This window comes from Shouchella rhizosphaerae, assembly GCF_036700015.1.
Taxonomy (GTDB): domain Bacteria; phylum Bacillota; class Bacilli; order Bacillales; family Bacillaceae_D; genus Shouchella; species Shouchella rhizosphaerae.
On record NZ_CP144921.1, the window covers coordinates 4,130,275 to 4,145,597 of the forward strand.

Below are 15,323 nucleotides of genomic sequence, written 5' to 3' on the forward strand. Positions count from 1 at the left end.
TAGTCCACACCCCTTCTCTTTACATAAACGTAGTATGGGGCGAAGCATTCATTATTATGTGTTGCCCCTATAAGAAAGCCTGAGCCCCATTCAAGGAAGGGACTCAGGCTTTTAGCATGTTCATGCAGTTAAACGCTTTTTTCAACAAACTTACGGCTACACTTCCATAATGATCGGCAAGATCATTGGCCGCCTTTTTGTTTTTTCAAATAAGTAGCGGCTTAAGCCTTCACGAATGTTGCTTTTTAAGCTTGACCATTCATTAACATTTTCTGTCACGCATTTTTGCAAAATGGAGGTCACAAGCTCATTTGATTTTTCGAGAAGCTCTTCTGATTCACGGACATAGACGAATCCGCGGGAAATAATATTCGGTCCAGATACAATTGTGTTTGTCTTTTTGTTCAATGTGACAACCACGACTAGAATGCCATCTTTAGAAAGCAAGCGGCGATCGCGCAAGACAATGTTGCCGACATCGCCGACACCAAGTCCGTCAATTAGCACATGGCCTGATGGCACTTTTGGCCCGCGCCGTGCTTGTTGTTTTGTGAATTCTATGACTTCCCCTTTTTCGACTATATAAATCCGTTCTTTTTTTATGCCAACTTGCAAAGCCAATTGCTGGTGAGCATGCTGCATGCGGATTTCCCCGTGTATCGGCAAGAAAAACTTTGGACGCATCAAATTCAGCATCAACTTTAGCTCTTCTTGTGAACCATGGCCAGAGGCATGGACAGCCTGGCTGCCATAAATCACCTCAGCCCCAATCCGGTAAAGCTGGTCGATGACGGCGGATACGCTTGTCTCATTTCCAGGAATCGCTGTAGCAGCGATAATCACTGTGTCATTTGGCGTAATCGTAATATGGCGATGTGCTCCTTTTGCCATCCGCGTTAACGCTGACATCGGCTCCCCTTGGCTTCCTGTTGTCAAAATCGCCACTTTTTCTGGTTTATGCTTGTTCACTTCATCCATATCAATTAATAAATCTTTCGGTATTTTCAAGTAGCCAAGCTTTCCAGCGATGGAAATAACGCGCACCATGCTTTTGCCAACAACTGCAAGCTTTCGATTGGTAGCGGAAGCCGCTTGGATCACTTGCTGGATTCGATGGACGTTTGAAGCAAACGAGGTGACAATAAGGCGTCCTTTTGTACGAGCGAACACGTCTTTTATGCCTTTGCCGGCCTCTGCTTCCGATTTTGTTGTCCCTGGCCGCTCTGCATTCGTAGAATCAGACATAAGGCAGAGCACACCTTTTTGGCCAATTGCTGCCATTTTTCCGATATCAGCATGTTTTCCATCGACCGGTGTTTGGTCAAACTTAAAATCACCTGTATGGACAATGGCGCCTTGGGCCGTTTCCACGCAGACACCAACACAATCTGGAATGCTATGGCTAACACGAAAGAAAGATACTGGTGTATTTCCTAACTTAATGCGCGAGTTGGAATCGATTAAGCGCAGTTCTGCGTGCCTATGAATGCCTGCTTCTTTCAATTTCTCTTCAACGAGCCCTAACGTTAGCTTTGTGGCATACACAGGCACGTTGATTTTCTTCAGCACATACGACAACCCGCCTATATGGTCTTCGTGTCCATGTGTCAAAATAATTCCCCGTACACGTTCTTCGTTTTCCACTAAATAAGACACATCTGGAATAACGATGTCGACTCCAAGCATATCGTCATCAGGGAACATTAAACCCGCGTCAATGACAATGATATCCTCATCTACTTCAATGCCGTACATATTTTTGCCGATTTCGCCGACTCCGCCGAGGGCAAACACACGCACTTTTTCTGTTTCTTGCTTAGACAATGATTTTCCTCCTAGTTACAACGCTAGTCATACTTAACTGGTTGTTCTTGTAATCGTTTCAAATTCCGTTTAGTGCGTACTTCAGGCTTCATGGACGCCAATCTCGCACGACAAACAACACGCGGTTTCAAACATTCAATCATTCCCTGTTTAAAGCGACCGTGGCGCTTCTTGGAAACACACATTAACTGATTGAACATTTAGAGAACCGAGCTATCATTTTCCGATTTCGTTCCGTTCCAATGCCGATTTTCTTTTAACAATGGCGGCTTCCATGACCACCTTTACCCGAACGCATCACTTGGAACTTAGTATACCTTAATTTTCAAGATAAAAACAAGGGGGATTTCATTGACGACGTTCGCACACAGCTAAAAGCCCCTGTTGCAGCCAGCTGCAACAGGGGCTTAGACGATTAACAAACGCTTGCTTTCTTCGTTGTTCACCTTATATGTTTAGGAACAGTCGCTCCATTTTCACCTTCATTTGGTCGCATCTCGGCATCAAGCGTCATCGCGTTCAAATGACGTTTATCGCGATTGGATTGTCGCCAGCGCCTGGTCAACCACCGCTTTTTCCTGATCGTTCACAGGGGCAAGAGGGGGTTTTACTTCGCCAACGTCAATGCCGTTTTTGTTAAGCGCATACTTTACACACGCTGGATTTGGAGCTAGGAAAAGAGCTTGCATGACAGGCAACAGCTTACGGTGCATCATTGCCGCTTTCCCATTTTCCCCTGCCTGAAACGCACCAATCATCGCTTGCATTTCCTTGCCAATCAGATGGGAGGCAACAGAAACGATCCCATCACCGCCAATCGCTAAAATTGGGAGTGTCATGCTGTCGTCACCACTGTAAACAGCAAATGAGGCTGGCGTATGCTCGATGATGGCCGCAATTTGTTCTAAATTGCCACTTGCTTCTTTAATCGCTACGATATTGTTGACATTCGCGAGGGCAATCGTTGTTTCCGCCTCGAGGTTGACTCCCGTCCTGCCTGGAACGTTGTACAGCATGACTGGCAAGTTTGTCTCGTTGGCAATTTCACTAAAATGGCAAAAAAGCCCTTGTTGCGACGGTTTATTGTAATACGGGGTGACAAGCATAACACCGTCGACGCCTGTCTTTTCCGCCGCCTTTGTTAGCTCAACCGAAGCATGCGTATCATTGGAACCTGTGCCAGCCACGACGGCTGCGCGCCCGTTGGCCTGTTTGACACAAAAAGCAAACAGCTCTAATTTTTCTTCCTTGGACAGCAGCGGTGATTCTCCGGTTGTCCCGGCTACAATGAGAACATCGGTTCCGTTTTCAATCAAATGCTCGATAAGCTGTTCTGTCTGCTGATAATCAATTGCACCCGTTGATTGAAACGGCGTTACCATAGCTGTCCACACTGGGCCGTATTTTCCTGTTGGTTTCACATGCGCCCCCTCCGTTTATGGGAAATTACACAGTTGTCGCTTCACTGAGCTGAAACATTTTGTGCAGAGCATTCACTGCCTTTTCCATATCTTCATTTTTGACCAACACCCAAATCGTTGTATGGGAATCTGCCGATTGCAAAATTTGTACATTCTCGCCACTTAAGGCGCTGACAATTTTCGCAGCAACGCCAGGTACACCGCTCATTCCTGCTCCCACAGCGGACACTTTCGCGCACCCGCGCCGAAGCTCGGGCGTGTATCCAAGATGCTCAAGCACTTGTTTTGCTTTATCTGCCGCCTCATCACTGACAGTATAGGTCACCCCACTTGGGCTAATGTTAATAAAGTCTACGCTAATCTTAGCTTGGGCCATCGACTTAAACACATTTTCCTGTAAGTCAAGCTGGCCTTCTTTTGCAGCAACTTTGATTTGCGTCACATTTGCCACATGGGCAATCCCTGTAATCATCCGTTCGTTGACATCCATTGAATGGGAAGCGCCAAGGGCAGTAACGAGCGTCCCTTCGTTGTCTGAGTAAGTGGAGCGAATCCGGATCGGAATTTTCGCTTGCATGGCAATTTCCACCGCACGAGGGTGGATGACTTTTGCGCCTTGGTACGCCATGTTGCAAATTTCATTGTAAGACATGGCTTCCAATGCTCTCGCATCGCTGACAATTCGAGGATCAGCCGTCATAACACCTTCTACATCGGTAAAAATGTCAACCCACTCTGCGTGAAGAGCTGCTCCCAGAGCTGTTGCCGATGTATCGCTCGCACCGCGGCCGAGCGTCGTGACATCGCCGCTTTTCGACTGTCCTTGAAAACCGGCAACAACGACGACATCTTCTGTCTCTAGCTTTTTAAGCAAATGCTCGCATTTCATTTCTTTAATTTTCGCATTGCCGAACTCCTCGTTTGTACGGAATCCTGCTTTTGCCCCGTTCATGGCTGTCGCTTGGACACCATGTGCATTGAGGAGGTCTGAAAACACAACCGCTGAAATCGTCTCGCCACAAGAAACGAGTAGGTCTTGTTCCCGCTTCGTGATGCGGGATTTGCTAACGAGGCTAAGCAGCGTATCGGTTGCATAAGGATCGCCTTTTCTGCCCATCGCTGAGACAACAACGACAACTTTGTAGCCATCATTGACTGCTTTTTGAACATGGCGTACTGCTTGCAGCCTCGATTCGTCCGTTTTTACAGATGTACCGCCAAATTTCTGGATAATGATTTTCATGTTTGATTCACTCACTTGTTCAATAGGTTCAGCTTGATGAGGCTTTCGGCGATTTGCACAGAATTCCAAGCTGCCCCTTTTAAAAGATTGTCAGACACAACCCAAGCATGGTAGCCATTGTCACGATCTAAGTCGCGGCGCACTCTGCCGACAAATACGTCGTTTTTGCCAACCGCATTTGTGACGAGGGGGTAAAGCTGTTCTGCTGGGTTGTCTTGGAGTGTAATGCCTGGCGCTTCGCTTAGCAAAGCTTGGATTTCTTTTACGCTTGCTCCAGACTGCTCCGTTTCGAAGTAGATCGATTCTGAGTGGCCCGTTTCAATCGGCAAACGCACGCATGTAGCAGCCACTTCAAGTTCAGGCATGTGCATGATCTTCTTCGTTTCATTGATCATTTTCATTTCCTCGAACGTATAGCCATTGTCTTGGAACACGTCAATTTGCGGAATCGCGTTAAAGGCAATTTGGTAATGGCGCTTCTCTTTCGCGACCGGCAGCACTTCTGCTGTTGCTTCTTTCCCGTCCAAAATAGCCCGTGTTTGCTTTTCCATTTCCTCGACTGCTTCAAGCCCTGCCCCTGAAACGGCTTGGTATGTGGACACGATCACTTTCTTTAATCCAAGCTTTTTGCGGATCGGCTCCAACGCGACTACCATTTGGATCGTGGAACAATTTGGATTGGCAATCACACCTTGGTGATTGCGCAAATCGCTTTCATTGACTTCAGGCACGACAAGGGGCACGTCAGTATCCATCCGAAATGCACTCGTGTTGTCGACGCAAACAGCTCCGCGCTTAATCGCTTCAGGGACAAGCGCTTTCGAAACTGAACCGCCTGCCGAGAAAAGGGCTAATTGTACACCTTGAAACGACTCAGGCGTCGCCTCTTCGACTGTATAAGATTGGCCTTTAAACGTTATTTGTTTTCCAGCCGAACGTTTCGATGAAAGGAGCTTTAGGCTCTTAATTGGAAAATCACGTTGTTCTAATGTTTTCAGCATTTGCTGGCCGACTGCGCCGGTTGCCCCGACGACAGCGACGTCAAAATGTTGTTGTTCGTTCATGGTTTCGTATCCTCCCTCAAAGTTCAGCTATCTATCTCTTATCCTCTACTAAACTTTACGGGATTTCCCGACGATACGCAACTGTCCAAAGCCTATTTTTGTACAAGAACAGGCTGAAGTTGGTTGCCGTGCATGGCTGCTTCAGCTGCTGGAATGAGTTGATCCATATGGGCTACAAGGGAATTCGGCTTTTTCACATGGTCATCTTGGCCATATGGAATAAAGTAAATATTTTTTGTTGCCATTAAGCGCATAATGTTAACGCCGTTCAATCCAAGGCCATCGTTGGTAGAAATTCCAAGCAAGACAGGCTTGCCGTTACGCAATGTCGCTTTAGCCCCCATAAGTACAGGGTTATCTGTCATCGCATTCGCAAATTTAGAAATCGAATTTCCTGTCATCGGGGCAATAATCATTAAATCGAGAGGGGTTTTCGGCCCAAAGGGCTCTGCTTTGACCATCGAATTGACAAATGGCTCAGAAGTGATCGTTTGCAGCCGTTTCATCCAATCCCCACTGTCGCCGAACTTGGTGTCTGTCGTCTCTACTGTATAGGTTAAAAAAGGGGTGACTTTCGCGCCGAGCTCAACCAAATTCTCGATTTGCGGATAAACAGCGTCAAATGTGCAATGTGAGCCAGTCAGGCCAAACCCTATATGTTTGCCTTTAAGCATCGCGCACGCTCCTTCGTTATGATTGTGTTTGTTCATGAAGCAAATCACTTAAAACATTTGCTAAAATCTTGCCTGCTGTTTTCGGGGCGACCATGCCTGGAAGACCAGGAACGAGCATGGCTTTCAAGCCTCTTTTTTTGGCGTACGCAAAATCGACGCCACCAGGTTTTGAGGCCAAGTCAAGGACAAAAGCATGTTGTGGTAATTCGGCGAGGACGTCAGATGTGACAATTTTAGCTGGAATGGTATTGATAACGAGATCGATGTTTTTTAACGTTTCTTTTAGTGCAGTAAGGGGAAATGGCTCGACTCCGAGTTCGAAGGCACGGGCGAGCAATGCCGTTTCCTTTGCACCGACAAAAACGCTCGCACCAAGGGCATGGAATGTGCGGGCAATGGTCATGCCGATGCGGCCAAGGCCGAGCACCGCCACTTTCGCATGGTGGATCGTATGGTCTGTATGCTGGATCGCCAGCATGACTGCGCCTTCAGCTGTCGGAATCGAGTTGTAAATCGCCACATCATCGCGATCCATTAATAGGACAATTTTACACTTTGCTTTTGCAGCCAATTTTTCTAATCGGTCTGTTGAAATGCCTGTATAAATCGTGCAATGGTCGGGCGTTTCATTTAAGTAAGCGGCTTTCAACTTTAATTGCTGGTTTGAGAAAACGCTGGCAATGAGGCCATCATTGGACATGCCGCCCACCGGCAACAAAATCGCATCCACTGTCGACCACTCGATATCAGGCAACTCTTGCTTGCTTGCGCCAATGAAGCCATCATTTAACTGTTCAAAACCAACAAGGGAAATTTTTGCGTCAAGTGCCGATAATTTGCGAATGATCTCAAGCTGGCGTGCATCGCCGCCAATCATGACCACATGGGTTCCAGTGAGCATGCTGATCCTCCTTTTATGCGTTGCTTCTTTTAAAGCATATGACTAAGTGAACCAATCGGTGCAGACACAAAAAAAGCTTGCAAATGCAAGCTTTCAACGGTAGGCAAACAACGACGTATGCGAGCGTCTCTCTGCCTTATTGAGGCGGTCGCCAAAGGCAACCACCATCCTTATGTTTCAATAATAATCATGTCTTGGCCGATTTTTTTAATTTGCTGCCAATAAACCGTTACTTCTTTGTCTTTGCGGTTTAATTGGTACCAGCGGCTCGTCGGGACAACAAAGGCGTGAATTTCCCCGGTGTGCTCGTCAAACAGCACATCGGTCTGTCCCAAAACACCAAGACGTTCGCCTTTCTCAAAATCAATGATTTCTTTGTTAGCAATTTCACTTAGCCGCAAGCCCATCACCTCTTATTCCAATGTATGTACGTCGGAAAGAAAGTAGACTAGTTGCTGAAAATCGTTGACGGCATTGTTTCGCTTGAGGCGACAAGTGAAACAGCCGGCGTATCCCGAAGGAGCTGGCTAGCTAGATCGTTGACCATCTCCAAACTGACAGCATTAATATCCGCGATCAACTCGTCTAATGTTTTATGTTCTTGTAAAAGCAATTCATTTTTGCCATTTCGTGTCATGCGGCTGCTTGTGCTTTCAAGCCCAAGCATAATGCTGCCTTTGAGCTGCTCTTTGCCATTTTCCAACTCTTTTTTGCTAAGGCCTTCTGCACGCACCGCTTTCGTTACTTCTGCAAGAGCTTCCGTTAACTTTGGCAACTGTGCCATTTGCGTACCTGCATAAATGGTAAGCGTACCAATTTGTTCATACGAAGAATGATAGGAGAAAACAGAATAGCATAAGCCTTGTTCTTCGCGAATCGTTTGGAATAAACGGCTCGACATGCTGCCGCCAAGGGCATTGTTTAGCAAAATCAGCCCAAATGAACGGTTTGAACCAATTTCCAGGCCAGGGTAGGCTAAACATAGATGTGCTTGCTCAGAATCTTTCTGGCGATATTTCACTGTCGGCGAGAAAGTCGCTGTTGGCACAGCAAACGGTTCCGGTGCTCGTTTCACACGGGAAAAGGTTTGTCTGATTTGCTCAAGCAACGCATCGTCAAAATGGCCGCAAACCGACACGACTACTCGTTCACCTGCGTAGAAACGCTTCATGTAATCACTGATTTGCTGACGGCTAAATGTTTGGAGCGTGTCTTCTGTGCCAAGAATAGGGTTCGCTAGCGAGGAACGGCCAAAAACAGCTTGACTAAGCAAATCGTGGACGAGGTCGTCTGGCGTGTCCTCCACCATTTTGATTTCTTCGAGCACCACTTTTTTCTCACGCTCTATTTCTGTTTTATCAAAAATAGAGTCAAAAAACATATCTTGTAGTACATCAAGGGCCAAAGCAGCATGCTCATCTAGCACTTTAGCATAGTAGCATGTGTATTCTTTTGCCGTAAACGCATTGACCTGTCCGCCAATGCGGTCAAACGCTTCTGCGATTTGTTTGGCTGAACGCGTTTTTGTTCCTTTAAACAACATATGTTCAATAAAATGGGAAATGCCATTTTCCTCATTTGATTCATTGCGGGAGCCTGTTTTTACCCAGATGCCAATCGCAACAGACCGAATGGCCTCGTTGGCTTCCGCAATAATGCGCACGCCGTTGTCCAGCGTCTCTTTTTTAATCACGTTTTGTACCCCCATTGCTCTCAGCTGTCATTTTTGCGGCAATTCTTGTTTCATCCATTAAATCGCTAACAGTCCCGATCTGCAACTGTTTTTCTTGCATCCCTTGTATAATCGCTTCAAGTCCTTTTGACGATGACTCTGTAGGATGCATCAACAACATCGAGCCTGCCTGCATTTGATTGACAACCCGTTCAACCATAACAGATGGTTCGGGCTTTTTCCAGTCAATTGTATCAACTGTCCATAAAATGGTACGCATATCATAGGCAGCGGCTCGTTCAACCACCAGTTGATTAAATTCGCCGCTTGGGGGAGCAAACCATTTTGGTGTGACATCCAGTGTTGCTTCAATTACTTCCGTCGTTTTTGTTAACTCTTCGTCTATTTCCGCCTTAGAGAGGGCATTCATGTGAGGGTGCGAATAAGCATGGCTGCCAATCTCATGGCCTTCTTCTTTAATCATTACAGCAAGTTGTGGATTTTTTTTCACCCATGATCCATCTAAAAAAAACGTCGCTTTGACATCATACTGCTGCAACACTTTTAACATATCAGGCAAATACTCATTTCCCCAGGCGACATTGATTAAAAAGCTAACCATCGGCTTTTCTTCGTGACCTTTATACGTCGGGGCTGGTGGCAAATCCTCAAGATGGACATCCGGTTTTGTTTCTTTAAAGACGAGTTTAGACTGGTTGAAACTTCCAGACTCCTTCATTTTATTATAAGATTGTTCAATGTCGACCTCAAGCCCGTTATAACCTGGCAATGCTTTCCAGACTTTGTCAATGCGTGCGTTTGTTGCTGGAATCGCCACTTTTTCTGCATGCGCTTTAATTTGTTTTAACAACTCATTCTCTTCTGTATCTACATCTTCCGTTGCGTTTGTTTTCAAGGTGTCGATATACTGAAGCGAAAATGGGTTTTGAATCGCGCCTATTGCCAGCACGACCATGACACCACACAAACAGAAGTGAAGCCATTTTTGTTTCATTGTGTCCCCTCCTGCTAGATACTTACTAGCATGTCTATGAGCAAATGAAGAGGACTAGACGTTTGACCATAAAAAAAGACTAGGAATTTTCCCCAGTCTTTGTTTCTTATTCGTTCGCTGTATCTTTTGCTTCTTCTTTTTCTAGCTTTTCCCGTTGTTCTTTTAACAGGACTTTGCGAGACAAATTAACTCGTCCTTGATTGTCAATTTCAGTGACGCGAACATCTACTTCATCACCGAGCTTAAAGACATCTTCGACTTTGTTGATCCGCTCTTCAGCAATTTGTGAGATATGCAGCAAGCCATCCTTGCCTTTAAACAGTTCGACAAAGGCACCAAACTTTTCAATGCGTTTGACTTTCCCATGGTATGTTTCGCCGACTTGAACTTCTCGAACAAGATCTTCAATGATTTGTTTCGCTTTTTGGTTCATGGCGGTATCTAGGGAAGAAATGTAGACAGTGCCGTCTTGCTCAATGTCTATTTTCACGCCTGTTTCCTCAATAATTTTATTAATGACTTTCCCACTTGGTCCAATGACATCGCGAATTTTGTCAGGATTGATCGTTAGCGTCAAAATTTTTGGCGCATACTCCGACAACTCGGCACGAGGTTTGTCAATGGCCTCCATCATGTTGCTTAAAATTTTCATTCGGCCTTGTTTTGCTTGTTCAAGGGCTTGTTCGAGCACTTCCCGGTTAATGCCGGAAATTTTTATATCCATTTGCAAAGCTGTAACGCCATTCGCTGTGCCAGCGACTTTAAAGTCCATATCGCCAAGGGCGTCTTCCATGCCTTGGATATCAGTGAGCACCGTCATATGTTCCCCTTGTTTGACAAGCCCCATCGCAATGCCTGCCACTGGCGCTTTAATTGGCACACCTGCGTCCATCATCGCTAACGTGCTTGCACAAATGCTCGCTTGTGAAGTTGATCCGTTCGACTCCAACACTTCAGATACGAGCCGGATCGTATAAGGAAACTCTTGCTCACTTGGAATGACTTGCTCAAGCGCACGTTCGCCAAGGGCCCCATGACCGATTTCCCGGCGTCCTGGCGCGCGAATCGGACCGGTTTCGCCAACGCTAAACTGCGGAAAATTGTAGTGGTGCATAAACCGCTTCGTCTCTTCGATGCCCAAACCATCTAGCACTTGTACATCGCCAAGGGCACCAAGCGTACAGACACTAAGTGCTTGTGTTTGTCCTCTTGTAAAGAGACCGGAGCCATGTGTACGAGGCAACAGCTTGATTTGTGACGAGAGCGGGCGGATTTCATCAACGCCTCGTCCATCAGGACGGATTTTTTCGACAGTAATTAAGCGACGGACTTCTTCCTTCACGAACATTTGCAAAATCTCTTTTACTTCATCCACATTGATGCTGTCATCGTCTGAATGTTGTTCCACTTGTGCAGCAATGATCTCATCGATCGCATCTTGACGCGCGTGTTTTTCCGCAATCCGAACCGCTTCTTTGATGCTCGCTTCCGCGCTTTCACGCAAGCGTGCTTCCAATTCAGCGTCAAAAGTTTTCAGCTGCACTTCACGTTTTTCTTTGCCGCAAACTTCCACCACTTTTTCTTGGAAAGCAATCATTTTTTTAATGTTCTCATGCCCGGCTAAAATGGCTTCTAACATTACGTCTTCTGGGACTTCTTTAGCACCGGCTTCGACCATGTTGATCGCTTCTTTTGTTCCAGCAACAGTTAGGTCAATGTCGCTCTCTGCAAGTTGAGCTGGCGTTGGGTTCATAATGAATTCGCCATTAATTCTTCCAACAGTCACACCAGCAATCGGCCCTTCAAACGGAATGTCAGACACACACAGAGCCAGTGATGAACCGATCATTGCTGCCATTTCAGGAGAGGCGTCTTGGTCAGAGCTCATCACAATGCTGATTACTTGGACATCGTTACGAAACCCGTCTGGAAACAGCGGTCGAATTGGACGGTCAATCAAACGGCTTGTTAAAATCGCCCGTTCGCTTGGACGCCCTTCCCTTTTAATAAACCCACCTGGAATTTTTCCCGCTGCATATAAACGTTCTTCATAATTGACCGTTAACGGAAAGAAAGGAAGGTCTTTCGGTTCTTTTGAAGCAGTCGCTGTTGATAGAACAGCAGTATCGCCATAACGGACGAGAACCGCTCCGTTGGCTTGTTTGGCTAATTGACCGACTTCGACACTTAATGTCCGGCCAGCCCAGTCAATTGAAAACTCATGACGTTCTTGATCCATGAATGTGTACTCCTCTCGTACAACTAAAATTCTTCTTTCTTATTATGACCGAATCAGAACAAGTTTAAAAGAGTGAAATTAGGGTCGTTTTCCATTTTTCTAAGCTTGTCGCCTGCTAACGGAAGGCATGAAGAAAAAAGCGGGAGATCATCCCCCGCTTTTTTGCAAAACTATCGACGCAAGCCAAGCTTGTCAACAAGGTTACGGTAACGCGTTACGTCTTTATTACGTAAATAAGTTAGCAAGTTACGACGTTGACCGACCATTTTCAAAAGGCCACGACGAGAGTGGTGATCTTTTTTATGCGTGCGCAAGTGATCGTTCAAAGTGTTAATTTGCTCCGTAAGAATAGCGACTTGGACTTCTGGAGAACCAGTGTCTGTCTCATGCGTTTTAAATTCTGCAATCAATTCATTTTTACGCTCTTGTGTCAATGCCATCAGAGCCACCTCCTTTTCCCTAAAACCCCAATCTCCGAGCAAACGGTGGTGAGTCGTTTTGCCAAGAAACGGGTATCGTGTCCGCATGGGGATGCAGACACTTTCTATGATAGCTTGATTGATCTGCAAATGCAAGCGTTCATTTTATCTTCTTTGCCTGTAACCACATCGCAAAAATCACTTGGACGCGCTAAAAACGTAGGCTTCCCCTTAAAGACGTTAACCGTTTAGGTGTCCGCACTTAGCCATTGGCCGTATGTTGCTTGAAAAACTGCAACGCCGTGGCACGGTCACGGCCAAGCTGTGCTTTGATTTCGTCAATGCCGCTAAATTTTTGTTCCGAACGAATCCGTTCGTAAAACGCGACTTCCACCGTCTCCCCGTATATCTCCTGATTGAAGTCGAAAATGTTCACTTCCACGATTGGCTTTGCTAAATCATCGACAAATGTTGGTTTATAGCCGATGTTCGCCATTCCTTCGTATGTGTTGCCCGCATGTGTCAATGTGACAACATAGACGCCTGTTTTCGGCACGATGAACCGCTCTTTTGCAACAATGTTTGCAGTCGGATAGCCAATTAACCGTCCCCGTGCGTCTCCATGGACAACTGTTCCAGAGAAAACATACGGGTAGCCGAGGAGGCTGGCCGCTTCACTGACATTTCCTTCTGACAGCTGTTTACGAATACGCGTTGACGAAATCTTTTCTTGCTCATCGCTCACTTGTTCGACCGTTGTATGCGTAAAGCGCCCGTTCGCATAACGGTCAATATCGTCCATCTTGCCTTCCCCTTTAACGCCGTATGTAAAGTCAAAGCCTGCCACCACATGCTTGACGTTTAAACCAATCACGAACCGCTCAATAAAAGCTTGTGGCGTCAGTTTCGAAAACGCCTTCGTAAAATGGACAACGTAGACAACGTCGACCCCTAACGCCTTTAGGCGCGCCACTTTTGCTTGCAGAGGCGTCAAATAATCAATTGGCTGATCCGGTTTACCAAGCACTTCTTTCGGATGGGGGTAAAACGTCATCACCGCAGACTGAATGCCCCGTTTAGCCGCTTCTGCTTTAGCGGTTTCGATGACCGCCTTGTGCCCTTTGTGAACGCCGTCAAAATAGCCAAGAGCCATAGCTGTTGGCGCTGGGGCCTCTATGTGGCTAATTGAATCTAGATCTAGCTCCACTACCACCACTTTTCCCCCTTTACCGTTAAACATGACAAAATAACGTTTCTGGTTTAATAAGTCCAGCCTTTGTTGGATGTGCTTGATACAATGCCAAGCAATCTCCTTGTTCATTATAAAACAAAAAACGCCCATCTCCAAAAGAAGCGCTTTTCTCCAGGACAGCACCATTGCGTATTCGTTTTTCCAGTTCCTTATCGGCAGTGACCCGTGGAAAATGCTGTAGAGCCGTATCAAGGGGGCGCAACTTATTCAGGCGCTCATCCAAACTCATTTCCGCAAATGCAGATAAAGGAATGGCATCTGCTTGTGTAAACGGGCCAGATGCTGTCCGTGTCAGCTTTGACATATGGGCAGGGTAGCCAGCTTTTTTGCCTATATCAACGGCAAGCGTACGGATGTAAGTACCTTTTGTACATGTGACAGAAAAGGCAAACGAAAAACAACCTGGCTTCGCAGTTGTTATTTCCGTCAATGTCAACGCTTTTATTTCCACTGTGCGCGTTGGCCTCTCGACTTCGATGCCAGCTCGAGCGTATTCATACAAGCGTTTGCCGTTTACTTTTACAGCCGAATAATAAGGGGGTGTCTGCTCAATTTTGCCGATAAAGGCTTGCAGCAACGCTTCAATTTCCGTACGCGTAAACGGTTTATTGACGCGTTTCTCTTCTACGACTTCACCGTGTGCGTCTTCCGTTGTCGTCGCCACGCCGAATGTGACTTCCCCTATATACGTTTTATCGTAATCGGACATGTATTTGACCACTTTGGTCGCTTTGCCGATGCAGATCGGCAAAACGCCATCCACTTCGGGATCGAGCGTCCCTGTATGGCCGACTTTCCGTGTTTGAAACCATTTCCGCATTTGGTGGACACAATCGTGGGATGTCCATCCTTTCGGTTTGTCCAGCACCACAATCCCTGTTGGCTCCATCAACATCACTCCCTGTCTTACTAAAAAAAGAAAGGATAGCGTCAGTGCGCTACCCTCAGGAGAACGTCTGCGCGCTCTCCTTTGCAACTACTCGTTCGAATCATTTTTATTCAAATCGCGCAATAAGCTTTCAATTCGGTTGCCGTATTGGATCGATTCATCGAACGAAAAACTGAGCTCAGGTGTTTTCCGAAGGCGAATGCGCTTGCCCAATTCCGTACGGATAAACCCCTTTGCCTTTTCAAGGCCGGCAAGGGTCGCTTTGCGTTCTTCCTCATCACCGAGCACCGTAATAAAAGCCGTCGCTTGTTGTAAATCCCCTGTGACATCTACCCCGGTCACCGTGACAAAACGGACACGGGGGTCTTTAATATCGCGAATAAGGATGTCACTCAATTCTTTTTTCATTTGTTCGCCGACGCGAACAGCACGGTTATTCGCCACAATCGATCACCTCTACTAATGGGAATCACGCCCACTCCCAGTTGGTCAATGTGCGCTCAGCCGCTTCTGCCTGATCAATTATCGCCAATGCGCGTAATAGTTCAGCTTCAGCGCTTTTTTTACTAGCAGCAACTGCGCAAAGCGACAGCTCTGCGCGTTGCCAAGTTTGTTGGTAACCTGTTTCTGCTGCTGAAACATTGCAACGTTGCCTCACTTTGCGAAGCACGCTTTGCAAGACGGATCGTTTATCCTTCAATGACTGTGCC

15 protein-coding genes are annotated in these 15,323 nt (G+C 46.5%); all 15 read right to left on the reverse strand.

Features of this window, described 5'->3' with window-relative positions; translation table 11 throughout:
• Positions 1–156: 156 nt before the first annotated feature.
• The 15 genes from V5G21_RS20635 to V5G21_RS20705 all read right to left on the reverse strand — a co-directional run bounded on the left by V5G21_RS20635 (position 157) and on the right by V5G21_RS20705 (position 15,313).
• The gene (locus tag V5G21_RS20635) at positions 157–1,824 is read right to left on the reverse strand and encodes a ribonuclease J (protein ID WP_063608343.1); all 1,668 of its coding nucleotides are present in this window, start codon (positions 1,822–1,824) and stop codon (positions 157–159) included.
• A 530-nt stretch (positions 1,825–2,354) separates the two neighbouring features.
• Complete coding sequence (gene dapA / locus V5G21_RS20640) at positions 2,355–3,245, reverse strand: 4-hydroxy-tetrahydrodipicolinate synthase (RefSeq protein WP_011247057.1); 891 nt, start codon at positions 3,243–3,245, stop codon at positions 2,355–2,357.
• Between the two features lie 25 nt (positions 3,246–3,270).
• On the reverse strand, positions 3,271–4,488 hold the full coding sequence (dapG, locus tag V5G21_RS20645; protein WP_095254797.1) for an aspartate kinase: 1,218 nt from the start codon (positions 4,486–4,488) through the stop codon (positions 3,271–3,273).
• Positions 4,489–4,499: 11 nt separating this feature from the next.
• Positions 4,500–5,552, reverse strand: a complete 1,053-nt coding sequence (gene asd / locus V5G21_RS20650) for an aspartate-semialdehyde dehydrogenase (protein ID WP_053856833.1) — start codon at positions 5,550–5,552, stop codon at positions 4,500–4,502.
• A 92-nt stretch (positions 5,553–5,644) separates the two neighbouring features.
• On the reverse strand, positions 5,645–6,226 hold the full coding sequence (gene dpaB / locus V5G21_RS20655) for a dipicolinate synthase subunit B (protein ID WP_035201425.1): 582 nt from the start codon (positions 6,224–6,226) through the stop codon (positions 5,645–5,647).
• Positions 6,227–6,242: 16 nt separating this feature from the next.
• Positions 6,243–7,127 carry a dipicolinic acid synthetase subunit A gene (gene dpaA, locus V5G21_RS20660; protein WP_035201428.1) on the reverse strand — a complete coding sequence of 295 codons (885 nt, stop codon included), beginning with the start codon at positions 7,125–7,127 and terminating at the stop codon, positions 6,243–6,245.
• Positions 7,128–7,297: 170 nt separating this feature from the next.
• On the reverse strand, positions 7,298–7,528 hold the full coding sequence (locus V5G21_RS20665; RefSeq protein ID WP_011247062.1) for a YlmC/YmxH family sporulation protein: 231 nt from the start codon (positions 7,526–7,528) through the stop codon (positions 7,298–7,300).
• Positions 7,529–7,575: 47 nt separating this feature from the next.
• A complete protein-coding gene (locus tag V5G21_RS20670) occupies positions 7,576–8,820 on the reverse strand; it encodes a M16 family metallopeptidase (RefSeq protein ID WP_011247063.1) in 1,245 nt (414 codons plus the stop codon).
• A complete protein-coding gene (locus tag V5G21_RS20675) occupies positions 8,813–9,814 on the reverse strand; it encodes a polysaccharide deacetylase family protein (RefSeq protein ID WP_011247064.1) in 1,002 nt (333 codons plus the stop codon). The genes V5G21_RS20670 and V5G21_RS20675 overlap by 8 nt, the downstream gene beginning before the upstream one ends.
• Before the next feature lie 106 nt (positions 9,815–9,920).
• Positions 9,921–12,053: a polyribonucleotide nucleotidyltransferase gene (locus tag V5G21_RS20680; RefSeq protein ID WP_011247065.1), complete on the reverse strand. Its 2,133-nt coding sequence runs from the start codon at positions 12,051–12,053 to the stop codon at positions 9,921–9,923.
• Positions 12,054–12,223: 170 nt separating this feature from the next.
• Complete coding sequence (rpsO, locus tag V5G21_RS20685) at positions 12,224–12,493, reverse strand: 30S ribosomal protein S15 (protein WP_011247066.1); 270 nt, start codon at positions 12,491–12,493, stop codon at positions 12,224–12,226.
• A 241-nt stretch (positions 12,494–12,734) separates the two neighbouring features.
• Entirely contained in the window at positions 12,735–13,625 is an 891-nt protein-coding gene (gene ribF, locus V5G21_RS20690) for a riboflavin biosynthesis protein RibF (RefSeq protein ID WP_235360749.1), read from the reverse strand.
• Between the two features lie 79 nt (positions 13,626–13,704).
• Positions 13,705–14,613 carry a tRNA pseudouridine(55) synthase TruB gene (gene truB, locus V5G21_RS20695; protein ID WP_011247068.1) on the reverse strand — a complete coding sequence of 303 codons (909 nt, stop codon included), beginning with the start codon at positions 14,611–14,613 and terminating at the stop codon, positions 13,705–13,707.
• A gap of 87 nt (positions 14,614–14,700) precedes the next feature.
• The gene (gene rbfA, locus V5G21_RS20700; protein ID WP_011247069.1) at positions 14,701–15,057 is read right to left on the reverse strand and encodes a 30S ribosome-binding factor RbfA; all 357 of its coding nucleotides are present in this window, start codon (positions 15,055–15,057) and stop codon (positions 14,701–14,703) included.
• Between the two features lie 25 nt (positions 15,058–15,082).
• On the reverse strand, positions 15,083–15,313 hold the full coding sequence (locus V5G21_RS20705; RefSeq protein WP_235360744.1) for a DUF503 domain-containing protein: 231 nt from the start codon (positions 15,311–15,313) through the stop codon (positions 15,083–15,085).
• Positions 15,314–15,323: the final 10 nt, after the last annotated feature.